General features: G+C 76.3%; 22 protein-coding genes. 10 read left to right on the top strand and 12 right to left on the bottom strand.

Annotation, left to right across the window (positions count from 1 at the left end):
* Positions 1-30: 30 nt before the first annotated feature.
* From IU369_RS17085 to IU369_RS17055, 7 genes are all read right to left on the bottom strand, one after another.
* Positions 31-423 (bottom strand): TfoX/Sxy family protein, encoded by a 393-nt coding sequence (locus IU369_RS17085; protein WP_217922186.1) that lies wholly within the window; start codon positions 421-423, stop codon positions 31-33.
* A complete protein-coding gene (locus IU369_RS17080) occupies positions 420-971 on the bottom strand; it encodes a TetR/AcrR family transcriptional regulator (RefSeq protein ID WP_217922185.1) in 552 nt (183 codons plus the stop codon). The genes IU369_RS17085 and IU369_RS17080 overlap by 4 nt, the downstream gene beginning before the upstream one ends.
* Positions 949-1347, bottom strand: a complete 399-nt coding sequence (locus tag IU369_RS17075; protein ID WP_217922184.1) for a DUF4260 family protein — start codon at positions 1345-1347, stop codon at positions 949-951. The genes IU369_RS17080 and IU369_RS17075 overlap by 23 nt, the downstream gene beginning before the upstream one ends.
* Positions 1348-1412: 65 nt before the next feature.
* On the bottom strand, positions 1413-2216 hold the full coding sequence (locus IU369_RS17070; RefSeq protein WP_217922183.1) for a cytochrome c oxidase assembly protein: 804 nt from the start codon (positions 2214-2216) through the stop codon (positions 1413-1415).
* 89 nt (positions 2217-2305) lie between these two features.
* Positions 2306-4273, bottom strand: a complete 1968-nt coding sequence (locus IU369_RS17065; RefSeq protein ID WP_217922182.1) for a cbb3-type cytochrome c oxidase subunit I — start codon at positions 4271-4273, stop codon at positions 2306-2308.
* On the bottom strand, positions 4270-4809 hold the full coding sequence (locus IU369_RS17060; protein WP_217922181.1) for a cupredoxin domain-containing protein: 540 nt from the start codon (positions 4807-4809) through the stop codon (positions 4270-4272). The genes IU369_RS17065 and IU369_RS17060 overlap by 4 nt, the downstream gene beginning before the upstream one ends.
* Before the next feature lie 143 nt (positions 4810-4952).
* Positions 4953-5780, bottom strand: a complete 828-nt coding sequence (locus IU369_RS17055) for a TIGR03619 family F420-dependent LLM class oxidoreductase (RefSeq protein ID WP_217922180.1) — start codon at positions 5778-5780, stop codon at positions 4953-4955.
* 93 nt (positions 5781-5873) lie between these two features.
* On the opposite strand from IU369_RS17055, the gene IU369_RS17050 reads away from it, so the two are divergent.
* From IU369_RS17050 to IU369_RS17005, 10 genes are all read left to right on the top strand, one after another.
* Positions 5874-6098 carry an amphi-Trp domain-containing protein gene (locus IU369_RS17050; protein ID WP_217922179.1) on the top strand — a complete coding sequence of 75 codons (225 nt, stop codon included), beginning with the start codon at positions 5874-5876 and terminating at the stop codon, positions 6096-6098.
* Positions 6099-6211: 113 nt separating this feature from the next.
* A complete protein-coding gene (locus IU369_RS17045) occupies positions 6212-6454 on the top strand; it encodes an amphi-Trp domain-containing protein (protein WP_217922178.1) in 243 nt (80 codons plus the stop codon).
* Positions 6455-6531: 77 nt separating this feature from the next.
* On the top strand, positions 6532-7281 hold the full coding sequence (locus IU369_RS17040) for an HAD-IIA family hydrolase (RefSeq protein WP_217924387.1): 750 nt from the start codon (positions 6532-6534) through the stop codon (positions 7279-7281).
* A gap of 4 nt (positions 7282-7285) precedes the next feature.
* Complete coding sequence (locus tag IU369_RS17035) at positions 7286-10015, top strand: helix-turn-helix transcriptional regulator (protein WP_343233253.1); 2730 nt, start codon at positions 7286-7288, stop codon at positions 10013-10015.
* Between the two features lie 129 nt (positions 10016-10144).
* Positions 10145-11164: an iron-siderophore ABC transporter substrate-binding protein gene (locus tag IU369_RS17030; RefSeq protein WP_217922176.1), complete on the top strand. Its 1020-nt coding sequence runs from the start codon at positions 10145-10147 to the stop codon at positions 11162-11164.
* 91 nt (positions 11165-11255) lie between these two features.
* Positions 11256-12197, top strand: a complete 942-nt coding sequence (locus IU369_RS17025) for a FecCD family ABC transporter permease (RefSeq protein WP_246551550.1) — start codon at positions 11256-11258, stop codon at positions 12195-12197.
* Entirely contained in the window at positions 12194-13246 is a 1053-nt protein-coding gene (locus IU369_RS17020; RefSeq protein ID WP_217922174.1) for a FecCD family ABC transporter permease, read from the top strand. Before IU369_RS17025 ends, IU369_RS17020 begins: the two co-directional genes overlap by 4 nt.
* Positions 13243-14091, top strand: a complete 849-nt coding sequence (locus IU369_RS17015; RefSeq protein WP_246551298.1) for an ABC transporter ATP-binding protein — start codon at positions 13243-13245, stop codon at positions 14089-14091. The genes IU369_RS17020 and IU369_RS17015 overlap by 4 nt, the downstream gene beginning before the upstream one ends.
* Positions 14092-14191: 100 nt before the next feature.
* Positions 14192-15574, top strand: a complete 1383-nt coding sequence (locus IU369_RS17010) for an FAD-binding oxidoreductase (RefSeq protein ID WP_217922173.1) — start codon at positions 14192-14194, stop codon at positions 15572-15574.
* A 204-nt stretch (positions 15575-15778) separates the two neighbouring features.
* Positions 15779-16150: a sensory rhodopsin transducer gene (locus tag IU369_RS17005; RefSeq protein ID WP_217922172.1), complete on the top strand. Its 372-nt coding sequence runs from the start codon at positions 15779-15781 to the stop codon at positions 16148-16150.
* Between the two features lie 21 nt (positions 16151-16171).
* On the opposite strand, the gene IU369_RS17000 is transcribed toward IU369_RS17005, so the two are convergent.
* The 5 genes from IU369_RS17000 to IU369_RS16980 form a co-directional block, all read right to left on the bottom strand.
* Positions 16172-17170: a TerC/Alx family metal homeostasis membrane protein gene (locus IU369_RS17000; RefSeq protein ID WP_217922171.1), complete on the bottom strand. Its 999-nt coding sequence runs from the start codon at positions 17168-17170 to the stop codon at positions 16172-16174.
* Between the two features lie 52 nt (positions 17171-17222).
* A complete protein-coding gene (locus IU369_RS16995; RefSeq protein WP_217922170.1) occupies positions 17223-18434 on the bottom strand; it encodes a RodZ domain-containing protein in 1212 nt (403 codons plus the stop codon).
* Positions 18435-18510: 76 nt separating this feature from the next.
* Positions 18511-20469: a beta-propeller domain-containing protein gene (locus IU369_RS16990; RefSeq protein ID WP_217922169.1), complete on the bottom strand. Its 1959-nt coding sequence runs from the start codon at positions 20467-20469 to the stop codon at positions 18511-18513.
* Between the two features lie 90 nt (positions 20470-20559).
* Complete coding sequence (locus IU369_RS16985) at positions 20560-21627, bottom strand: LLM class flavin-dependent oxidoreductase (RefSeq protein WP_217922168.1); 1068 nt, start codon at positions 21625-21627, stop codon at positions 20560-20562.
* A gap of 76 nt (positions 21628-21703) precedes the next feature.
* Positions 21704-22870, bottom strand: a complete 1167-nt coding sequence (locus tag IU369_RS16980) for a hypothetical protein (RefSeq protein WP_217922167.1) — start codon at positions 22868-22870, stop codon at positions 21704-21706.
* Positions 22871-22971 lie beyond the last annotated feature (101 nt).

The raw sequence follows: 22971 nt of genomic DNA, 5'->3' as shown, positions 1-22971 counted from the left end.
TCCGCCGTGTCCGGTTCGGCGTCCGAGCCATTACCCCCGGTCCGCGTCCCCCAATCCCGCGTGCCGGCGCGGGCGGCGGGTGCGGCGACGGGCGAGCGCCCGCCGGGCGGCGTCGAGCGACCCCGTCGCGAGGGGCCCGAGGACGTCCCAGTCGCCGAGCGGCTCCGGCGCCCGCCGGAACGACGTCGTGACCCGCCCCCGCGCCGACGCGTACGTGAACGGCTCCAGCCCGGCCTCCTCGAACGCCGCGCGGTTCCCGTCGTCGGTCTTCAGGTAGACCGTCCCGTCGGTGGCGATCGCGACCATCGCCCCGTCCACGGTGAGGCCGTGGCCGCCGAACATGGGGCGGGCCTCGACCGGCCCTAGCGGGCTGAGGGCGTCCCGGATCTCGTCGATGCGCGTGTCGGCGGCGCGTGCGCTCACGGGTCCCCCGGTCGGCGGAAGGCGGCGATGCCGCACCGCCAGGCGGCGTCCAGGTCGGCGCCGGGCGGGAAGCGGCCGTCGGCCTCGAGTATGGCCATGCCGTGGGCGAACGCCCAGGCCGCGCGGGCACGGTCGGGGTCGCCGCCCACGGCGGCCACCAGCGGCGCGCCGGCCCGTTGCTCCACCCCCGGCGCGAGGCGCTCGCGGTCGAGCGCGCCGGACGTCATCAGCCGGTAGAGGTGCGTGTGGTCCTGCGCGAACGCGCGGTACGCCCGGCCGAGCGCGTGCAGCTCCCCTCCCGGGGGCGCCGTCGCGACCGCGTCGGCGAAGACGCCGGCCATCTCGGCGAAGCCGTCCGAGATCACCGCCGCCTCGAGCGCCGCCTTGCCCGGGACGTGCTTGTAGAGGGAGGGGGCCCGGATGCCCAGGGTGTCGGCGATGCGCCGCATCGACAGCGCCCCGGCCCCCTCGGCGTCGAGCAGGGCCCGCGCGGACGCCACGATCTCGCGCCCGCGCGGCCCGAGCTCAGACGCGCTGCCGGCCGTCACGCGTCCGCAGCCCGTAGCCGAGGGACCGGTCCATCGCGATGTGGGCGCCCCACACGAGACCACCGGCGAGGAACCCGGCGGGGACGACGCCGGTCACCGCGAGCGCGGTGAGCGCGACGGGCCCGGCGAAGCGGTGCAGCGCGTTGTAGAGGGGGACGGCACGGGGGTGCAGCCGCCCCGGCTCGAGGTCGCGGCCGAACCCGGCGAGCAGGGCGACGTCGGGGCCCATCGCGAAGGCGGCGAGCTGCCAGCCGCCGGTGCCGCTCATGAGCCAGGCGGCGACGGCGGCGGAGGCGAGGCCGGCGGCCGCGACGCCGTACGCGGCGCGGCGGTGGCGCCGGAGGGGGGCGGGCGGGTGGAGCGCGCGGGCGGACATCGGGACCTCCGGTGGTCGTCGGCTAACGGTGTTAGCCAGACCCTAAGCTAACGGCGTTAGCCGCGTCAAGCCTCCCGGCCGCGCGCCGCCGCCAGCTCCGCGCGGGCCACGTCCGCCGCCCGGTCCACGTGCTGCCACACCAGGAGCCCGGCGGCCGTGCCGAGGGTCAGGATCTGCTCGGTCGTCATCAGCATCGCGGCGCGCACCTGGTCGGCGGTCGGCGACAGGCCGAAGAGGCGCTCGGGCTGGTCGATGTAGACGTCGTAGAGGGGGTCCGACAGGAAGATGGTCTGCGACACGACCATCCCCGCCGCCAGCAGGCCGACCGCGATCGCCGCGCGACGGCCCGCGCCGAGGCGGTGCCGGGGCACGGCCCCGAGGATCGTCAGCCACACGAGCAGCCCGGCGAGCAGCATCGTCGCGTGCTCGAGGTCGTGGGCCCAGCGGTGCGCCAGGGCGTACTCGAACGCGACGGGCAGGTGCCAGCCGGCCATCACCACGATCCAGACCGTCACCGCCACGGCGGGGCGCGTGATCCACCGCGCCGCGGCGCGCAGGGGCCGCCGCCGGCCGACGGTGCGCAGCACCGGGCGGGGCACCACGAACAGCGCCAGCGGCCCCGCGAGGCCCAGCACGATCAGCACGGGCCCGACGTCGCCGAGCAGCAGGTGCTGGAGCATGTGACCCGACAGCAGGTACTCCTCGCCGACCGGGTCGAGGGGTGAGACCAGGGCGAGGACGACCACGACGACGCCCGCGGCGAACAGCGCGGCCCGCCCGGCGCCCGCCAGGTCGGGGCGGCCCCGGCGGCGCAGCCTCCGCCACCCCGCGGCGTACAGCGCGAGGGCCACGATGGCCGCGACCAGCACGACCGGGTCCGCGCTCCACCTCCCCGCCAGGTCGCCGGCGTGGTCGGCGGCGTGCCCGGCGTCCCCGGCGTGGAGGGGGAGGAGGCCCGTCAGGGCCCGGTCGCCCCGCTCACGTACGTCGCGACCGCCGCGATCTCGGCCTCGCTCAGCTGGTCCTCGAAGGCGGGCATCGCGTTCAGCCCGTTCGTGACCACGTCGATGACGCGGGCGTCGTCGGGGGCGACGGTGTCCAGGTTCGGCCCGACGACCCCCGTCGCCCCCGCCGCGGACAGGGTGTGGCACGACGCGCACCCCGCCGACGTGAAGACCTGCTCGCCCACCTCCGTCGGCGTCGCGTTCGCGGGGAGCTCGGTGGCGACGGGGACGTAGTAGTCGGGAACGTCGTCCTCGGCGGCGCGGCCGACGGCCCACCCGCCGAAGCCGAGCCCCGCGATCACCAGGAGCGTCACCACCATCGCGAAGCCCTGCAGCGCGGGGCTCGTGAGGCGGGGACGGGGGACGCCGGCGAGCGACTCCCGCATCGTCGCGGCGGTCGTGTGCCCGCGCAGGGTCTTGTAGAGGTTCCAGACGAAGAGGAGCTGCGCCAGGCCGAGCAGCGCCACCAGGGGGATCGCGGCGAGGTTCGTCGAGTCGTACTGGCTCGGGAGCACCGCGAAGCGGCGGGGCGCGCCGTCGAGGCCCTGCACCAGCCAGACCACGCTCACCGCGGTGCCGGCGGAGAACGTCAGCCAGACGTGCCAGAGGCCGAGGCGGTCGCTGTAGAGCGGGCGTCCGAGCAGCCCCGGCAGGAACGCGTAGACCGCCCCGAAGATCACGATGCCGATGTTCATCAGCGCCATGTGGTGGAAGTGCCCGACCACCCACAGCGTGTTGTGGACGAAGGTGTTGAACGCGATCGTCGCGTTCACGACGCCCGACAGCCCCGACAGCAGCCAGCTCACCAGGCCGAGGAACAGGGCCGTCGTCGCGGCGTTCCACGTCCAGCGGGAGCGGTAGATCGTGAACAGCAGGCTGTAGAGCGACAGCGCGGACACGATCGTCAGCGCGAAGGTGATCGGCTCCATCGTCGTGTTGATCGCCGCCTGGAGCCCGTTGGGGTAGTCCAGGTACATGTGGTGCGCCCAGACCGTCACGTTGGCGATGACGGCGATCGTCCACCCGACGGCGATGATGTTGCCCGCCACCAGCGGCCGCTTCGCGAAGCGCGGCACCAGCAGGTAGTAGATCGCGACCGCCGGGAAGAGCAGCAGGTAGACGACCGGGTGGCCGAACCACCAGAGGACGTTCTTCGCGAGGAGCGGGTCGACGGTCACGCCGGGCGCGAACGACTGCACGATCATCGCGACCAGCAGCACCGCGAGCGGGAGCGTCGCGATGATCATGTCGATGGCGATCACCGTCAGCGGGATGACCGGGTAGGGCACCGGCCGCTCGCTGGGGAACTTCTTCGGCCAGAGGATCCCGAAGCCCATGGCCGTCAGCACGCGGTTCGTCCGCGACCCGCCGGGGCCGCGCAGCCCGGGACCGGCGACGACGACCAGGATCGCGACGCACCAGACGATGATCGAGAGGCCGACGACCAGCACCGAGGCGGAGAACGCGGCGGTCACCCCATCGCCCCACTGCCCCGCCGAGTTGAACGGCAGGGGGTAGAGGAACACCCACGAGCCGGCGAAGCCGAACACGAGGGTCGTCACGACCACGCCGCCGACGCCGACGACCATCAGCCAGAACGCGAGGCGCGCGAGGCGGGCGCCGAGGGCCCCCATCGGGAACCCGACCTCGCTCAGCACCCACCATGCGAGGCCCATCACCGCGAAGGCGGCCCAGCCGACGAACGCGCCGAGGCCGTGCGCCGTCATCACGGCGTAGAAGGCGTTGTCGTCGAGGCGGTAGATGTCGGCCTGGCTCTGGCGCATCACGGCGCCGAGCAGGCCGCTCACCAGGAAGATCGCGGTCGATGCGATGACGTAGCGGAGGGTCAGCGACCGGGCGACCGCGCGGTCGGCCGCGTCGGCGACCGGTCGCGGCTCGACGTAGCCGGCGGTGGTGCTCATGCGGGCGGCCCCACGGTGATCGTGGTGAGCATCTCGTGGTGCTTCACGCCGCAGAACTCCAGGCACACCACCTGGTAGCGGCCGGGCTCCTCGAACGTGTAGACGATGTTGCTGCTGTGGTCCGGGACCGCCTGGATCTGGAACAGCATCACGTTGTCGTCGTTGTAGACGGCGAACCCGTGGTTGACGTCGGCGGCCGTGACGGTGAACCGGACCGGCACCCCGGCCTGCACCTGCCGCGGGGTGATCGTCCACGCGAACTGGGCGCCGTCGACGGCGACGGTCTGCTGGCCGGCCCCGGCGGCGTTGTCGCCGTACGGGATGAACGGCAGCGTCGCGAGCAGCAGCACCCCGAGGGCGGCGACGGCGATCGCGAACCAGGCCTTCTCGCCGTGGGCGAGGCGGGCGGTGTCGGTGGTGTCCGTCCTCCGCGGCCGCTCCGAGTGGGTGGAGCGCCAGATGAGGAGGAGGCCCACGACGGCCACCAGGCTGACGGCTCCGTAGGCGACGGCGATGGCGTACGCGGTCGGGTTCACGCCACCGGTCTACGGCCCCGAGGGCCCGGGGGCAAGGGCTTTCCGGCCTGCGGCGGTCAGGTTCAGCATTCGCCCACGGCGGTCTGCGGGAAACCCGCACGACGGTGCCGTGCCGTCCGGGGTTCGCGGGCCCCCGGCGGTCGTTAGCGGGGCACGACGCGGCGGAGCGCGGCGACCTCGTCGCCGAGCCGCCGCGGGTCGGTGCCGGCGGGCGGGTCGACGAGCAGGTGGCGGACCCCGAGGGCCGCGAGGCGCGGCGCGAGCCCGGCGACGCGGGCGACGTCCGCGCGCACCCGCACCGACACCGCGACGTCGTCGCGGGTGCGCCCGGCGGCGGCCAGCTCCGCGTCGAGCACCGCGAGCCGCCCCGCGAGTCGCTCCGGGTCGGAGACCGTCGTGTGCCAGGCGTCGCCGGTCCGCGCCGCGCGCCGCACGCCGGCGTCGGAGTCGCCCCCGATCCAGACGGGCGGGCCGCCGGGCCGCGCCGGCGGCGGCCGCAGCGCGTTGCCGTCGACCCGCACGCCCTCCCACGTGTACGACGTCGCGCCCGCCCAGAGCGCCCGGCACACCGCGATCGCCCGGTCGGTGCGCCGGCCGCGGCCCGCGAACGGGACGCCGAGGGCGGCGAACTCCGACTCCATCCACCCGGACGCGAGGCCCGCGATCACCCGGCCACCCGAGAGCGCGTCAAGGCTCGCCAGCGACTTCGCGAGCAGCACCGGGTGCCGGTACGGGACGACGAGGACGCTGGTGCCGAGGCCCGCCCGGGTGGTGGCCGCCGCCGCCCAGGTCAGCACCGTCAGGGGGTCGTGGAAGTCGGCGGGCGGGCGGGTGCTCCCGACCGGGAGCAGCACGTGGTCCGAGACCCAGAGGTCGTCGGCGCCCGCCTCCTCGGCGTCGCGGGCCGCCGCCGACAGCACGTCGCCGGGGACCGGCTCCCGGAACTGCGGCAGGTGGACGCCGAGGCGCATCGCCCGAGGCTAGCGGGACCCGCGCCGCGGCCCGGTGGGCGGGCCCCCGTGGGACTACGCTGGACGTACGGACACAGGACATCGGGGGACACCATGCATCGCCACGTCTTCGACATGAGGGAGAGGGCCACCCACGAGCTGGTCGCGCGTCAGCTCCGCGACCTCGCCGACCAGTTCGCCTCCGGGAACATCGACCTCGCCTACGACGAGGCGCACGCCCCGACGGTGATCGTCGACCCGGTCGACGTCACGCTCGACCTGACGCAGGACCGGCACCGCGCCGAGCTCGCCATCCGGCTGCGGTGGACGCCGGCCTGACCACGCCGGTCGCGGCGCGACCTCCCGGCGACCCCGGGGCCCGCGGGCTCATGCCCGCGGGCCCCGCGGCCGAGGGGAAGGGAGCACACGCGACACGCGATGGGAGGACCGGCATGGTCAAGCACGTCTTCGACACGAGTGAGAGGGCGACCCGCGCCCTGGTGGCACGGCAGCTCCACGCCCTGGCGGACGAGATCGCCGCGGGCCAGGTCCAGCTCGGCTACGACGAGTCGCAGTCGCCGACGGCGGTCGTCGACCCGCTCGACGTGACGGTGGACCTCCGCCGGAACCGCAGCCACGCCGACTTCACGCTCCGCATGCGCTGGAACACGCAGGAGGCGGGCGCCCCCGCCTGAGCGGGACGCCCTCGCACGGGGGGCTCCGCACGGACTACCCTCCGTGCGTGGGACGGCGCCGCATCGACTCCTGGCTGATGGACATGGACGGCGTCCTCGTGCGCGAGGAGACCGCCGTCCCCGGCGCGGACACGTTCGTCGCGGCCCTGCGCGAGCGCGGGACGCCGTTCCTCGTGCTCACCAACAACTCGATCTACACGCCCCGCGACCTCGCGGCGCGCCTGCGCGGCAGCGGGATCGAGGTGCCCGAGTCGAACATCTGGACCTCGGCGCTCGCGACGGCGCACTTCCTCGACGACCAGCGCCCCGGCGGCTCGGCATTCGTCGTCGGCGAGGCGGGCCTCACGACGGCCCTCCACGACGCCGGCTACACGCTGACCGAGCGGTCGCCGGACTACGTCGTCCTCGGCGAGACGCGCAGCTACAGCTTCGAGCGCATCACCCGCGCGATCCGGCTGATCGACGCGGGGGCGCGGTTCATCGCGACGAACCCCGACCCGACGGGGCCGACCCTCGACGGGCTGCTCCCGGCGACGGGCGCGGTGGCGGCGCTGATCTCGCGGGCGACGGGCGTCGAGCCCTACTACGTGGGCAAGCCGAACCCGCTGATGATGCGCTCCGCCCTCAACGCGATCGACGCCCACTCGGAGACGACGGCGATGGTGGGCGACCGCATGGACACCGACGTCGTGGCGGGCATCGAGGCGGGGCTCGAGACGATCCTCGTCCTCACCGGCCTCACGTCGCGCGAGCAGATCGGCCGGTTCCCGTACCTGCCGTCGCGGGTGGTGGAGTCGGTGGCCGACCTGCTCGGGGAACTGGGGTGAGGCCCTGATCCTCGGGCGCGACGCCGACCTGGTCGCCGTCGCGGACCTGCTGGACGGCGCGCGCGCGAACCGCGGCGCCGCGCTCGTCGTCCGCGGCGAGGGCGGCATCGGCAAGTCGGCGCTGCTCGCCGAGGCCGAGGCGCGCGCCGGGGGCATGACGGTGCTGCGGGCGGTGGGGGTCGAGTCGGAGGCCGAGCTGCCGTTCGCGAGCCTCCACCAGGTGCTCGCCGGCGGGCTCGACCGCCTCGACCGGCTGCCGGAGCCCCACGCCGCCGCCCTGCGCGGCGCGTTCGGCATGTCCCTCGACCGCGTCGACGACCGGTTCCTGATCTCGCTCGGCGCGCTCGGGCTGCTCGACGCGATGGCCGAGGAGCGCCCCGTGCTGGTGGTCGTCGACGACGCCCAGTGGCTCGACCGGCCGTCGGCGGAGGCCCTCGGCTTCATCGCCCGCCGCCTCGGCGCGGAGCCGATCGCGATGCTCCTCGCCGCCCGCGAGGGCGAGGTGCGTCGCTTCGAGGGGGCCGGCGTGCCGGAGCTGCGCCTCCGCGGCCTCGACCGCGCCGCCGCCCGCGCGCTGCTGGAGGAGCGCGTCGGCCCGGCGCTCGCCCCCCACGTCGCCGAGCGGCTCGTCAGCCTCACGGGCGGCAACCCCCTCGCCCTCGTCGAGCTGCCGCTCCTCCTCGACGCCGAGCAGCTCGCCGGGCGGGCCCCGCTGCCGGAGCACCTGCCGCTGACGGGCCGCCTGGAGCGCGCCTTCGTCGACCGTGCGCGCGACCTCGACGAGGGCGCGCGGGCGGTCCTCGCCGTCGCCGCCGCGGAGGACACCGGCGACCTCGGCGTCGTCGCGGCCGCCGCGGCGCGCCTCGGCGCCGGCGCCGCCGACCTCGAGGCGGCGGAGCGCTCGGGGCTGCTGCGCGTGTCGGGCAACCGCGTCGAGCTGCGCCACCCGATGGCCCGCTCCGCCCTCCACCGCGGCCTGTCGTTCGCGTTGCGCCAGTCCGCCCACGCCGCCCTCGCCGAGGTGCTCGCCGCCGACGACGACGCCGACCGGCGGGCCTGGCACCGCGCCGCCGCGAGCCTGGTGGCGGACGAGGGCATCGCCTCCGAGCTGGAGCGCACCGCTGAGCGCGCCGGCGCCCGCAGCGGCCACGCCGCCGCCGCGGCGGCCCTGGAGCGGGCGGCCCAGCTCAGCACCGACGAGGCGTCGCGGCTGCGGCGGCTCGTGGCGGCCGCCGAGGCCGCGTGGCAGGCGGGGCGGGCACCGCTCGCGCAGGCGCTCGCCGACCAGGCGGAGGCGCGCGCCGACGACGACGCGCTGCGCACCCGGATCCTGTCGGTGCGCGCCGCGATCGCGGTGGTGCGGGAGCGCCCCGCCGACGCGAACCCGATGCTGCTCGAGGCGGCGTCGCGCGCGACCGACCCCGTCGCGGCCGCCGACATGCTGCTGCGCGCCGGGGAGGCCGCCGCGATGGCCGGGGACCTGGAGGGCGTCGTCGCCGCCGACGAGCGGGCGCACGCGCTGCCCCTCGACGTCAGCCGGGAGGGGCGCGCCTGGCTCGCGGGCGTCCGCTGCGCCGTCTCCGGCCGCATCGAGGACGCCGTCGGCCCGCTCCGGGCGGCCGCCGCGGCGGGCGACGACTCCGACGACCCGCGGCGCCTCGTGTGGGCCTCGAACGCCGACACCTGGCTCGGCGACCACGACCGCACCCTCGCCCGCCACTCGCGCGCGATCGAGCTCGCCCGCGCCCGCGGCGCCTTCGCGACGCTCGCCGTGGCGCTCACCCGCCGCGGGGCGCTGCTCGCGTGGCTCGGCCGCGTCAACGACGCGTGGGCGGACGGCGAGGAGGCCCTCCGGCTGACGGAGGAGGCGGGCCTCGAGAACAGCGTCGGCCAGGCGCACGCGGTGCTCGCCATCGTCGCGGCGCTCCGCGGCGACGCCGAGGCCTGCCACGCCGAGGCGGGCCTCGCGCTCGCCCTGGCGTCGCGCCGTGGCCTGCTGCCGGTCTGGGAGACGGCGACCTTCGCCCTCGCCGAGCTCGAGCTGGGGCAGGGGGAGTACGCCGCCGCGCTCGCCCGCCTCACCCCGATGACGGGCGACCCCGCGCGGGCCTGGCGCAGCCCCCTCGCCGCCTACGCCACCGTGCCGCCGCTGGCCCACGCCGCGGGGCGCGCCGGGCGCCCGGAGGCCGCCCACGACGCCGTCGCGCGGCTGGAGCGCTGGTCGGCGGCCACCGGGACGGCGTGGGCGAAGCCGATGGCCCTCCGGTGCCGCGGGCTGCTGGCCGAGGGCGACGAGGCCGTCGCGCTGTTCACGCGGGCGCTGGAGATGGAGGGCGGGGGGCCGTCCGCCGGCACCCGAGCCCGCACCGAGCTCGCCCTCGGCGAGGCCCTGCGCCGGGCGGGGCGCCGCAGCGACGCGCGCGTCCACCTGCGGTCGGCGCTCGGCGCCTTCGAGACCCTCGGGGCGGCCGTCTGGGCGGCCCGCGCCCAGGACGAGCTGCGGGCGACCGGGGAGTCGCTGCGCACCCGGGACCCCGGCGCCGCCGCCGCGCTCACCCCGCAGGAGCGCCGCATCGCGCGCTTCGTGTCCGAGGGCGCCTCCAACAAGGAGGTCGCGTCGCAGCTCTTCCTGAGCCCGAAGACCGTCGAGTACCACCTCGGCAAGGTGTTCCAGAAGCTGGGGGTCGGCTCGCGGTCCGACCTCGTGGCGCTGGGCACCGAGTCGTTCGCCTGACCGGCAGGACGACCGCCGCCACCCGTTCCCGTCCACGCCCCCCGGCGCCCCTTGCCGTGCCACCGAACGTCTGTAGTGTGGCGCACCGAACTTGCTGGATACGGTCAGTCACACGGATGAGGGGTGGAGATGGCGCGTGCATGGTTGACGGTGCTGGCGGTCGCGTGCGCGCTGGCGGTCGTCGCGGGCTGCGGCGACGACGACACGTCGGCGGGTGACGGCGCCGCGACGGCGGCCACGGGGACCTTCCCGGTGACGATCCCCCACGCGTTCGGCGAGACGACGATCGACGCGGAGCCCACCCGCGTCGTGACCTGGGGCTGGGGCAGCGCCGACGCCGCCATCGCCCTCGGCGTGGTGCCCGTCGCGATCCCCTCGCAGAGCTACGGCGGCGACGCCGACGGCGTGCTCCCCTGGATCCGCGAGGCGCTCGAGGCCGACGGCACCGCGATCCCGACGGTGCTGCCCGAGTCGGAGGAGCCCCCGTACGAGGAGATCGCCGCGGCGGAGCCCGACGTGATCCTCGCCCCCTACTCCGGCATCACGGAGGAGCAGTACGAGCTGCTGTCCGCGATCGCGCCGACCGTCGCCTACCCCGGCGAGGCGTGGGCGACCCCGTGGACGGACACGATCCGCATCGTCGGCACCGCCCTCGGCCGTGACGACCGGGCGGAGGCCCTGCTGGAGGAGATCGACGCCGAGCTCGCCGCGCAGGCCGCCGAGCACCCGGTGCTCGCCGGCAAGTCCGTCGCGATGGTCTGGGACACCGCCGGGACGTTCTACGTCTACACGCCCGCCGACCCCCGGGTGGAGGCGACGCTGTCGCTCGGGCTGGTGAGCGCCCCGTCGGTGGAGGCGCTCGCCGACGGCGACGAGACCTTCTACTACACGCTCAGCACGGAGCGGCTCGACGAGCTGGAGAGCGACATCCTCGTCAGCTTCGCGGACACGGAGGAGCTGTCGACGGCGTTCCTCGCGTCGGCCCGGGCGAAGCTGCTGCCCCAGGTCGCGGAGGGCACCGTCGCGGAGGTCGTCGGCAAGGACTTCATCGCGTCGGTGTCCCCGCCGACGGCCCTGTCCCTGACGTGGGGCCTCGACGAGTACGTGGACATCCTGGCGGAGGCGGCGGAGCGGGCCGACGCCTCCTGAGCACCCCGGCCGGGGGGGCGCCCGCCCCTCCGGCCGCCGCGGCACCCTCGCGACGGGACTGCTGCTCACGGGGCTGCTGCTGGCGGCCGTGATGCTGCTCGGCCTCGCCGTCGGATCGCGGTCGGTGTCCCCGGTCACGGTGCTGCAGGCCCTCATCGACCCCGGCGCGGGGGGCAACGACGGCCTCGTCGTGCGCGACCAGCGCCTGCCGCGCACCCTGATCGGCCTCGCCGTCGGCGCCGCCCTCGGCGTGGCGGGTGCGGTCATGCAGGGCCTCACCCGCAACCCCATCGCCGACCCGGGGCTGCTCGGGGTGAACGCCGGGGCGTCGCTCGCGGTGGTCGCGGCGATCACCTGGTTCGGCGTCTCCGGCGCCTCCGGCTACGTGTGGTTCGCCTTCGCGGGCGCCGCCCTCGCCGCCGCCCTCGTCCACGGGATCGGGTCGCTCGGCAGGGACGGACCCACCCCCGTGACCCTGGCGCTCGTCGGCGCCGCCGTCACCGCGGCCGGCACCTCCCTCACCACGATCCTGCTGCTGACCGACATCGACACGCTCGACCTCTACCGCTTCTGGATCGTCGGATCCCTCGTCGGCCGCGACCTCGGGGTGCTCGTCACGCTCCTGCCGTTCCTCGTCGCGGGGGCCCTCCTCGCGCTCGGGACGGGGCGCATGCTGAACGCCGTGTCGCTGGGCGACGACGTCGCCCGCGGCCTCGGCCAGCACCTCGGCCGGGCCCGCGCGGCGGCGGGCACCGCGATCGTGCTCCTGTGCGGGTCGGCGGTCGCCCTCGCCGGGCCGATCGTCTTCATCGGCCTGGTCGTCCCCCACGTCGCCCGGCGCATCACCGGTCCCGACCACCGCTGGATCATCGCCTACTCCGCGCTGCTCGGGTCGATCCTGCTGATCGCCGCCGACGTCGCCGGCCGCGTCGTCGCACCGCCCGGGGAGATCGAGGCGGGCCTCGTCGTCGCGTTCGCCGGGGCCCCCGTGCTGATCGCCCTCGTCCGCGGCCGCCGGCTGGCCGAGCTGTGAGCACCGCCGCGGTCCGGGAGCGCGACGGCGTCGCCCGGGTGCGGGAGCGCCGCCACCGCGCGCGGCGGCGGGAGCGGACCGTCACCGCGGCGCTCGCCGCCGTCCTGCTCGCCCTCGCCGCCCTCGCGCTCACCGTCGGCGGCTTCCCGGTGCCCCCCGCGGACGTCGCCGCCGCCCTCCTCGGGCGCGGGGACGGCCTCGGCCGCTTCGTCGTGCTCGAGCTGCGGCTGCCGCGCCTCGCGACGGGGGTGCTCGTCGGCGCGGCGTTCGGCGTGGCCGGCGCCCTCTTCCAGTCGGTGCTCGGGAACCCCCTCGCCAGCCCCGACATCCTCGGCATCAGCTGGGGCGCGTCGGCCGCGGCCGTCTACGCGCTGCTCGTCCTCGGCCTCGGCGCCCTGTGGGTGTCGGCCGCCGCCGTCCTCGGCGCCGTCGGCGTCGCGGCGGCGATCTACCTGCTGGCCTGGCGCGACGGCGTGACGGGCAACCGGTTCGTCCTGATCGGGATCGGGGCGGCGTTCATGGCGAACAGCGCCCTCGGCTACATGCTCACCCGCAGCGACGTGCGGGAGGCGCAGGCCGCCCTCGTGTGGATGGTCGGGAGCGTCGGCTCGTCGCGCTGGCACGAGATCGCGCTGCTCGCCGCCGCGATGGCGGTGCTGCTGCCCGTCGCGGGCCTCGGCGCCGCCAGGCTGCGGGCGCTGCAGCTCGGCGACGACCTCGCCACCGGCCTCGGCGTCCCCGCCGAGGCCGCCCGCCGGGCCCTGCTCGCGGCGGCCGTCGGGCTCGCCGCGGTCGGGACCGCCGCCGCCGGCCCGATCGCCTTCGTCGCCTTCGTCGCGGCCCCGATCGCCCGGCGCCTGACGCGCACGGGCGGGCTCGCCCTCGTGCCGGCGGCCCTCACCGGCGCCGTCGTCGTGGCTGCCTCCGACCTCGTCGCCCTGCACCTGCTGCCCGGCGACGTGCAGCTGCCGGTCGGCGTCGTCACCGGCGCGATCGGCGCGCCCTACCTGCTGTGGCTGCTGGCCACGTCCGGGCGGGGGGCCGCGTGACCCGCGCCGGCCACCACGAGCTCGTCGCCCGCGGCCTCGTGCTCGGGTACGACGGGCGGCGGGTCGTCGACGGCCTCGACCTCGCCGTGCCCGACGGCCGGATCACCGCGGTCGTCGGCGCGAACGCGTCCGGCAAGTCGACGTTGATGCGCGGCATCGCCCGCGTCATGCGCCCCGACGCGGGCACGGTGACCCTCGACGGGCGCGACGTCCACGGCCTGCCGACCCGCGAGGTCGCGCGCGTGCTCGGCCTGCTGCCCCAGCAGCCGCACGCCCCCGACGGCATCACGGTGGGCGAGCTGGTGCGCCGCGGACGCCACCCCCACCAGGGCTGGCTGCGCCGTGCCCACAGCGACGACGACCGCGTCGTCGCGGCGGCGCTCACCGCGACCGACACCATCGACCTCGTGGACCGGGCGGTCGACGAGCTCTCGGGCGGCCAGCGGCAACGGGTGTGGATCGCGATGGCGCTCGCCCAGGACCCCGAGATCCTGCTGCTCGACGAACCGACCAGCTTCCTCGACGTCGCCCACCAGATCGACGTGCTCGACCTGCTGATGGACCTCAACCGCACCCGCGGCACCACCATCGTGATGGTCCTCCACGACCTGAACCTGGCCGCCCGCTACGCCGACCACCTGGTGGTGATGGCCGGCGGCGCCCTCATCGCCGGGGGGCCGCCCGCCGACGTGCTGACCGCGGAGACGGTGCGGGCCGCGTTCGGCCTGGAGGCGCGCGTCGTCCCCGACCCCGTCTGCGGCGCGCCGATGGTGGTCCCCGTCGGCCGCTTCCACGGCGCGGACGCCGCCGACGGGGCGTCCCCGGGGTCCCTAGGGGCGGACTAGGGGCCCACCCCGGGCACATCCCCGACGCCGCCGGGGCGCCGCCGGACGAGAGTCGTCGCAGCAGTCATGCAGACGACCCGCGTCGCGGAGGAGAACCCCGATGAGCACCACCCTCGACCCCACCACCGCCGGCCTCGACGCCCTCCGGGCGGCCATCGACGGCCAGCTGTACGTCCCCGGCGACGAGGGCTACGACGCCGCCCGCATGCCCTGGAACGTCGCGATCGACCAGCGGCCCGCCGCGGTCGCGCTGCCGACCAACGCGCGCGACGTGACGGAGATCGTCGCCTTCGCCCGCTCCCTCGGCATGCGCGTCGCCCCGCAGGGCACCGGCCACAACCCCGGCCCGTTCCGTGACCTCTCCGACACGATCCTCCTGCGGACGAGCGCGATGACCGACGTCCGCATCGACCCCGAGCGGCGGATCGCCGTCGTCCAGTCCGGCGCCCTCTGGGAGCACGTCGTGACGCCGGCGGCCGCCCACGGGCTCGTCGCGCTGCACGGCTCCTCGCCCGACGTCGGCGTCGCCGGCTACACCCTCGGCGGGGGCGTCGGCTGGCTCGCGCGCCGCCACGGCCTCGCGTCGAACGCGGTCACCGCCATCGAGATCGTGCTGCCCGACGGCCGCCTGGTGCGCACCGACCACGAGAACGAGCCGGACCTCTTCTGGGCGCTCCGCGGCGGCGGCGGCAACTTCGGCGTCGTCACGTCGATCGAGATGCGCCTCTTCCCGCTGGAGGAGGTCGTCGCCGGGTGGCTGATCTGGCCGTGGGAGGACTCCCACCGCGTCCTCACCGCCTGGAACGCGTGGACGGAGACGGCCCCCGATGCCGTCACGTCGGCGGCCCGCATCCTGCAGCTCCCCCCGATCCCGATGATCCCCGAGCCCCTGCGTGGCCGGAGCCTCGTGGTCATCGAGGTCGCGGTGCTCCCCGACGAGGTCGACGCCGACGCCCTCCTCGCGCCGCTGCGGGCCCTCGGCCCGGAGATCGACACCATCGGCCCGATGCCGGCGTCGGGGCTCGTGCGGCTGCACCAGGACCCCGAGGGCCCGACCCCGGGCCTGAGCAACGCATCGATGCTCGACGCGCTCACCGACGAGGCGATCGCCACCCTCGTGCGCGAGGGCGGCCCCGGCAGCGGCTCCCCGCTGCTCGCCCTGGAGCTGCGGCAGCTCGGGGGCGCGCTGGCGCGCCCGGCGGAGGACGCCGGCGCCCTCGACCGCCTCGACGCCCGGTTCGCGCTGTTCGCGGTCGGGATCCCCATGGACCCCGAGATGGGCCGCGCCGTCGAGGCCCACGCCGACCGGATCGTCGCCGCGATGGCCCCCTGGGGCCGGGGCCGCAGCTACCTCAACTTCGCGGAGCGGCCCACCGCGTCGGCCACCGCGTTCGACGAGGACGCGCACGCCCGGCTGCTCGCGGTGCGCGCCCGGTACGACGCCACGTCGATGATGCGGGCGAACCACCCGATCGAGGGCTGACCCGGGGGACCCGACCCGGGTTGGGCCCGGCCGTCTCGGGGGATCTTGAGTGCGTCGCACCGGACCCCCGAGAAAGGCCCCCCATGAGGAAGATGCTGTTCCGCCTGCTCCCCGTCGCCCTCCCGTTCATCATCAAGAGGATGCGCAACCGCAACCAGGCGCCCCGCGCCTGACGGCCGGGCGACGCGGACGGGAGGGACGACGATGGACGGACTGGGACGCACGCGCTGGGCGATCGCGGAGGGGTGGATCCCCAGCGGGAGCACCGGTCCCGCCCCGGCGATGACGAGCCACGAGACGGCCTGCCTGCTGAACGCCGGCGACCGCGACGCGCACGTCACGATCCACCTGCTGTTCACGGACCGGGAGCCCGCCGGGCCCTACCGGGTGACGGTGCCGGCGCGGCGCACGCTGCACCTGCGCTTCAACGACCTCACCGACCCCGAGCCGGTCCCCCGCGACACGGACTACGCGAGCATCATCGAGTCGGACTGGCCGATCGTCGTCCAGCACACCCGCCTCGACTCGCGCCAGGCCGAGAACGCGCTGATGACCACCATCGCCTGGGCGGAGTGACCCCGGGCCCCGGCGGCGGGGTCAGCCCTCCCGGGGCTTCTTCGGCTCGCGCAGCGTCCCGGCGTGGGCGCGGGCGGTCGGGTCGCGCTTCGACTTCACCAGGCTCGCGACCGTCGTCACCGTCAGGATCACCGCGATCACGACGAGCGAGAGGTTCGTCGAGACCTCGGGGATGTCGTTGTTCTGCAGGTGCGCGTAGTGCAGCACCAGCTTGCCGCCGATGAACGCGAGGATCAGCGCGAGGCCCGTCGAGAGGTAGACCAGCCGGTCGAGCAGCCCCGACACCAGGAAGTAGAGGGCCCGCAGCCCGAGCAGCGCGAAGGCGTTCGCCGTGAAGACGATGTAGGCCTCCTCGGTGACGCCGAAGACGGCGGGGATCGAGTCGAGGGCGAACAGCAGGTCGGTGGTGCCGATCGTCAGCAGCACCAGGAACATCGGGGTCAGCATCCGCTTGCCGCCGACCTTCGTCACGATCTTCCCCCCGACGTAGTCGGGCGTGATCGAGAACCGCCGTCGCGCGAACGCGACGATCTTGTTGTCCTCGATCGTCGGGTCCTGGTCGCGGTGCCGGAACAGCTGGACCGCGGTGAAGAGCAGCAGCAGCCCGAACAGCAGGAACATGAACGAGAAGGCCGCGAGCAGCGCCGCGCCGAGGGCGATGAAGATCGCCCGCAGGACCAGCGCCATGATGATCCCGAACGTCAGCACCCGCTGCTGGTGCTCGGGGGGCACCGCGAACGTGGTCATGATGATCACGAAGACGAAGAGGTTGTCGACCGACAGGCTCTTCTCGACGATGTAGCCCGCGAAGTACTCGGTGCCGTAGTCCCAGCCGGCGAGCATCCCGAAGACGATGCCGAAGGCGACGGCGACGCCGATGTAGAAGACCGACCAGGCGACGGCCTCGCGGAAGCCGACGACGTGCGCGCGGCCCCCGGAGGTGGCGGTCAGGTCGAGGGCGAGCAGCCCCAGGACGAGGGCGATCGTCGCGGCCCAGGCCACGAGGGAGACGTCGAGCACGGGCGGCATTATGGACGTCCCGTGGGGGGATCGCCCGGGGATCGGTCGGGCGTCAGTCCGCCCGGCGCACGATCCCGGTCGCGTCCACGGTGAAATCGCCCGTCGCGCCCCGGAAGGCGAGGGCCTCGTCGCCGAGGGTCCCCCGCAGGCCGTCGGGGTTGCCGACGCGCATCCAGAGACCGGTGCCGAGGGGGACGGGGCGGAGGGAGCCCGGCCCGAGGAGCCCGCGGAACACGAGGCGCCCGGAGCGGGTCGTCCCCTCGCGCACCTCGATCCACGACCCCTCCGGGCCGACGGCCTCGAGCGCGACCTCCGCCGGCGCCGCGACGGCCGGCGCCGCCGGTCGGGCGGAGGCGGCGGCGGAGGGGAGGGGTTCGTGCCCGCCGCCCAGGAGGGCGGGGAGGGCGAAGGTGAGCGCGACGCTCGCCGCGAGCGCGAGGGCCGCCGCCAGGACGAGGCCGGGACGGATGCCGCCCGTCGGGGTCGCGACCGCGGCGACGGGGGCGGTGGCGGCCGTCTCCGCCGCGGCCCGCGCGGGTCCGCCCGCGAAGTGCGCGGCGCGCAGGTCGGCCTCGCCGAGGTCGGCGCCGTCGAGGGTGCTCCCGTCGAGCAGCGCCCCCTCGAGGCGGGCGCGGAAGAGGCGGGCGCCGCGGAGGTCCGCGCCCCGCAGGTCGGCGCCCGTCAGGTCGGCCTCCGTCAGGTCGGCGCCGCGCAGGTCGAAGCCCGCGAGGGCGGCGCTGCGCAGGTCGGCCCCGGCCATGCTGAACGGCGCGGGCGCCGCGACCGGCTCGGGTGCGGGGGCGCCGTCGCCCCAGGTGGTGGCGAGCAGGTTGGCGCCCGACAGGTCCGCGCCCTCCATCGCCGCGTCCGCGAGGTGCGCGCCCGTCAGGTCGGCGTCGCGCAGCACCGCGCGGCGCAGGTTCGCGCCCGCGAGGTTGGCCTCCTGCAGCCGGGCGCCGGTCAGGCGGGCCCCGCCGAGGTCGGCGCCGACGAGGCTGCAGGCGCGGAGGTCGGCCCCGCTCAGGTCCGCGCCCGAGAGGACCGCGTTCGACAGCCGGGCCCGGGTGAGCCGGGCGCCGCGCATGTTCTCGCCGGTGAGGTCGGCGCGCCGCAGGTCGGCGCCGGTGAGGTCGGCGCCCTCCAGGTCGGTCCCGCCGGCGTTGGCGCGCCGCCCGCCGCGGCCCGCGAGCCACTGCGCGTGCCGCCGCCGCATCGCGGCGACCGCCCCGCCCCGTCCCCGTCCTCCACCGCCGATGCCCGGCATCCGCCCCCGGCCCCCTCGCCCGTAGTCCCCACCGGCATCGACGGGCGGGGAGGCCGTCTTGAGCGGCGACGCGCGGTCAGTCGAAGGGCGCCCAGCCCCGCGGCGCGAGGGTGGTCAGGTCGCTCGCGAGGACCCCCGTCTCCGACACCGTCAGCACGGCCCCGCCGACGACGAGCGACCTCCGCACGGGCGCCCAGGCGGCGTCGGGGCCGCCCGGGTGGGTGATGCGGGCGATCGGCGTGATCCCGGTGGTGCGGGAGACGTCGAGGCCGACCGCCCCGAGGAACGGCGCCCCGCCGGACCCGTCGTACCGCTGGGCGGGGAGCACCAGCAGGCGGTTCGCCGGCCAGTAGAGGAAGGCGTGGTGGTCGGACTCGGCCTCGGACCAGTCGGTGTCGAGGGTCCGCTGCGCGATGCGCGACGGTCGCGCGGGGTCGGTGACGTCGAACAGCGACACCTGCGTCCCCTGGGTGCGGCCCCGCGCGTCGGCGGCCTGCCCGACGCCGATCAGGGTGGTCGCGTCGACGGGGTGCAGGTACGAGGAGAAGCCGGGGATCTTCAGCTCCCCGCGCAGCACGGGCCGGGCCGGGTCGGCGAGGTCGAGGACGTAGAGGGGGTCGGTCTGGCGGAAGGTCACGACGTACCCGCGGTCGCCGAGGAAGCGGACGGCGTGGATGCGCTCGCCGCGCCCGAGGCCCCGCACCTCACCGGTCCGCACGAGGCGCCCGCCGTCCTGCGCGAGCACGGTGATGCGGCTCTCGCTGGGCTCCGCGCCCTCCGGTGGGCTCCACCAGTCCGGCTCCTCGGTGCTCGCCACCCGCAGGTGGCCCGCGTGCTCCGACAGGGAGAACTGGTTCAGCAGGTACCCCGGCACCACGCCGCTCGCCCGGTACGTCGTGCGGGTGGGGTCGGAGGTGTCGAGCTTGTGGATCAGGGTCGCGCCCCGCGGCGCGACGGGTGCGTCGGCGGCGGACGGCGGCGACCACCGGGCGGTCGCGACGTACATCGCCGTCGGAGAGGCGTAGACGAGCTCCCCGTCGGTGAGGACCGCGTCGGTGTCGAGCAGCGAGAGCGTGTCGGAGACGCCGACGGTCAGCACGCTGACGGTGCCGAGCCCCGCGAAGCGGCTCGGGCGGCTGACGGCGGAGCACGGGACGGCGCGCCGCACCGTGCGGCCCGTCGCGGCGTCCCGCACCGTGACGCGTGGCAGCCACGCGCCGGCCGGGGCGGCGGCGATGGCGCGCCGGTTGGCGCGCAGGGCGGCCCGCGTTCCGCGGGCGGCGCCGGCCGGCGTGACGAGGTCGAGGTGGGGGGCGTGCGAGGAGACCACCAGGCGCACCGTCCCCCCGGTGCGGCGGGCGCTGACGAGGGAGCCCTCGGCGCGCATGCGCGACAGCACGCGCGGGGCCGCCGGGTCGGAGACGTCGAGCGCGACGACCACCGTCACCGGCGGCACCGGCGGGGCGGGGGCGATGCGCACCGTGTCGAGCACCGGCCGCGGCGGGCCGGGTGTCCCGGCGTCGCCGATCACGAGGAGGCGGTCGCCCATGAGCAGCAGCCCGCTCGGCGACATCCCGGGCAGGTCGAGGCCGGGGAGGGCCCGCGGGGCGGCGCCGGTGGCGTCGACGGCCTCGAGGCGTCCCCCGGCGATCGCGAAGACGGTGCGGCCGTCGGTCTCGACGAGGTCGGGCTCGTCGACGCCCGCCTCCTGGACGTTGGTGTCCGAGAAGTCCGTCCCCGGCGCCAGGGCGGGGGCCGGTGCCGCGGCGCGCACCGGGTCGCCCTCGGCGACCGGCGCCGCCACCGCCACGGGGGTGCTCCCCGTCAGGCCCCACGGCCCGACCGACGCGAGCGCCCGGCGCCGCACGTGCGCGACGAACCGGTCGCAGGTGGCGAAGCGCGTCAGCGCCGGGCGCGGCGCGGACGCGTCCTCGGCGCGTGGCGCCCCGCCGCCCGCCGGCCCCCCGGCGCCGCCGGCGACCACGGCCGCCACGCCCAGGCCCGCCACCGCACACACGACCAGCGACCGTCCCACCACCGTGCACCTCCGCCACGTGACCGGGTCCGCACGACCCCTCGCCGATCATCCGCCGCCGGGTGCCGCCGCGTCACGCGGCGGGTGTCCCTACGCGGAGTGCGCGGCGGCGGCCTCCGGCGCCGTCGCGCCGGGCATTGCCGCGGCGATCAGCTCGTACGAGCGGCGGCGGGCCTCGTGGGAGTGGGTGATGGTGACGACGAGCAGCTCCTCCGCCCCGTACTCGGCGGCGACCTCCTCGAGCCCGGCGCGGACGGTGTCGGGCGCGCCGACGACCATCCGGCGGGACCCCCGCCTCAGGGGCTCACCGGGCCGGGGGGTGCGGCGGGCCCCGTCCTCGGCGAGCCACTCCCGGGCCCGTTCGGGGGTCGGCACGGAGATCAGCCGGCCCCGGCGGAGCATCCGCATCGCCATGGTGACGCTGGAGGCGAGGTGCTCGGCCTCCTCGTCGGTGTCGGCGCAGATCGCCGAGACGCCCACGATCACCCGCGGCGCGTCGAGCTCGGCCGAGGGGACGAACCGGTCGCGGTACTCGGCGGCCATCGTCGCCCCGAGGGGGTTGATGAAGTCGGCGAACGCGTACGGGAGCCCGGCCTCGGCGGCCCAGTAGGCGCTCTGCGGCGAGGACCCCAGCAGCCACAGCGCCGGCGCCGCCGGCAGGCCGGGGAGGGCCGCGAGGCGCGCGAAGGGGTGGTCGGAGGGCATCTCGTCGCGGAGGTACGCCATCAGCTCGGCGAGCTGCTGGGGGAAGTCGTCGGGTGACGCCTCCCGCCGGTCGCGCTGCAGCGCGAACGTCGTGGTGGGGTCGGTGCCGGCGGCGCGGCCGATGCCGAGGTCGATGCGGCCGGGGAAGAGGCCGGCGAGGACGCTGAACGACTCCGCGACCTTCAGGGGGCTGTAGTGGGGCAGCATCACTCCGCCGCTGCCGACCCGCATGCGGCGGGTCGCCGCGGCGATCGGGCCGATCAGCGCCTCGGGGCTGGCCCCGGCGAGCATGGGCCCGCCGTGGTGCTCGGCGACCCAGTACCGCCCGTATCCGAGCGACTCGGCGTGGCACGCCAGGTCGATCGTGTTGCGCAGGGCCTGCGACCCGTCGGATCCCTCCGCGACGGGTGACTGGTCGAGGACGCCGAGGCGGAGGCGGGCGGAGGTGGTCATCGGTCCATCGTAGGACCGCGACCGGGGGTCGCGCCCCGTGGGGCCCGGGCGCCCGGGCCCCACGGCTGACGTGCGGTCAGAGGATCGGGCCCGACTCGGGGCCCTCCCACCACGCGAAGACGCGGTCGAGGTTGCTGTCGGGGTCGATCGCGACGGCCACGAGGCGCAGGTCGACGGAGTTCCAGACGACCCAGGCGCCGGCGCTGTCGATGAAGCACGCGACGCGGTTGTCCGGCCCGTCCCAGACCCCCTCGGCGGGTGCGCCCGCGTCGCAGGTGGTCCCCTCGTTGCGGGACACGTCGTTGAGCTCGAGGTACGCGTCGTAGGCCTCCCGCATGTCGTCCACCGTGGCGAACTGCTCGTAGTAGACGCGGTGGTCCTGCGTGTCGCACCGGACGCTGCTCGTGGCCTTCGTCGCGCGCGCCGTCTCCGAGGTGCGGCTGCAGTCGTCGGCGGTCGCCGGGGGGACCTTCGCGAGCAGGGCCACCTCGCCGGGGTCGGGGAAGGGGGCCTCGCCGGTGGTCGACGACCCGGTGGTGCCGGTCGTCGTCCCGGTGGTGGACGGCGGGTCCTCGGGGGCGGGCGGGGCGCCCGTCACGCGCGCCGTCCAGGCGGCGACGGCGGCCTCGGCGTCGGCGCGGGCGGAGGGGCCGCCCTGGCGGGCGACCTGGACGCCGTACACGTACCCGCCGTCGGAGAAGACGATGGTCGTGCCCGCGATGGCCGTCCCGTCGCGGGTGCCGGAGATCTCGGCGCCCTGCGCCCCGGTGCCCGTCGTGAACGGGGCGACCGAGAGCTCGGGCCGGTCGCGGCTGTCGAGCGCCGCCGCGACGATCGTCTCGGCGAGTGCGGGCGCCGCGTCGGCGTCGACCTCGGCGACGTAGGCGAGGGCGTAGCCGTCGTCGCCCGCCTCGTAGGGCAGCAGGGCGCCGCGACGGAAGCCCGCGGTGGTGAGGGCCGACGTCCGCTCCTCCCGCGAGTCGCCGTCGCCGAGCGCGTCGGCGAACTCGCCGAGGTCGGCGGTGACCGGGGTGCCGGCGGGGAAGACGCCGAACTCGGAGGGGGTGGGGAGACGCTCGACCAGGGTGAGGGCCGGCGCGGTCGCGGTGGTGCCGGTCGTCGCCGTCGTCCCGGCGGTGGTGGTCCCGCCGGTCGAGCTCTCGCCGCCGCAGCCGGCGGCGACGGCGCCGATCGCGAGGGCGCAGAGGGCGGCGGCGAGGCGCCGCGTGGGGGAGGTCGTCACGGTGCGGTCGTCCCTCGGGTCGTGGGCGGGAGGCGGACGGAAGACTCGCCGGGCGGCGCGCCCGCCGCGCCGCCCGTCGGTCGGGACCTCCCGCCGGCGCG

Origin of the sequence: Miltoncostaea oceani (genome assembly GCF_018141545.1) — a bacterium.
GTDB classification, from domain to species: domain Bacteria; phylum Actinomycetota; class Thermoleophilia; order Miltoncostaeales; family Miltoncostaeaceae; genus Miltoncostaea; species Miltoncostaea oceani.
This window is presented reverse-complemented; position numbering and strand designations above follow the sequence as displayed.

Bases quoted from the DNA above. Each gene is read 5' to 3' on its own strand.
- IU369_RS17030 (WP_217922176.1), top strand. From the start codon at position 10,145: ATGGCGCGTGCATGGTTGACGGTGCTGGCGGTCGCGTGCGCGCTGGCG.
- IU369_RS17065 (WP_217922182.1), bottom strand. From the start codon at position 4,273: ATGAGCACCACCGCCGGCTACGTCGAGCCGCGACCGGTCGCCGACGCG.
- IU369_RS16985 (WP_217922168.1), bottom strand. From the start codon at position 21,627: ATGACCACCTCCGCCCGCCTCCGCCTCGGCGTCCTCGACCAGTCACCC.
- IU369_RS17040 (WP_217924387.1), top strand. From the start codon at position 6,532: ATGGACATGGACGGCGTCCTCGTGCGCGAGGAGACCGCCGTCCCCGGC.
- IU369_RS16995 (WP_217922170.1), bottom strand. From the start codon at position 18,434: ATGCCGGGCATCGGCGGTGGAGGACGGGGACGGGGCGGGGCGGTCGCC.
- IU369_RS17025 (WP_246551550.1), top strand. From the start codon at position 11,256: ATGCTGCTCGGCCTCGCCGTCGGATCGCGGTCGGTGTCCCCGGTCACG.
- IU369_RS17075 (WP_217922184.1), bottom strand. From the start codon at position 1,347: ATGTCCGCCCGCGCGCTCCACCCGCCCGCCCCCCTCCGGCGCCACCGC.
- IU369_RS17045 (WP_217922178.1), top strand. From the start codon at position 6,212: ATGGTCAAGCACGTCTTCGACACGAGTGAGAGGGCGACCCGCGCCCTG.
- IU369_RS17005 (WP_217922172.1), top strand. From the start codon at position 15,779: ATGGACGGACTGGGACGCACGCGCTGGGCGATCGCGGAGGGGTGGATC.
- IU369_RS17010 (WP_217922173.1), top strand. From the start codon at position 14,192: ATGAGCACCACCCTCGACCCCACCACCGCCGGCCTCGACGCCCTCCGG.
- IU369_RS17050 (WP_217922179.1), top strand. From the start codon at position 5,874: ATGCATCGCCACGTCTTCGACATGAGGGAGAGGGCCACCCACGAGCTG.
- IU369_RS17055 (WP_217922180.1), bottom strand. From the start codon at position 5,780: ATGCGCCTCGGCGTCCACCTGCCGCAGTTCCGGGAGCCGGTCCCCGGC.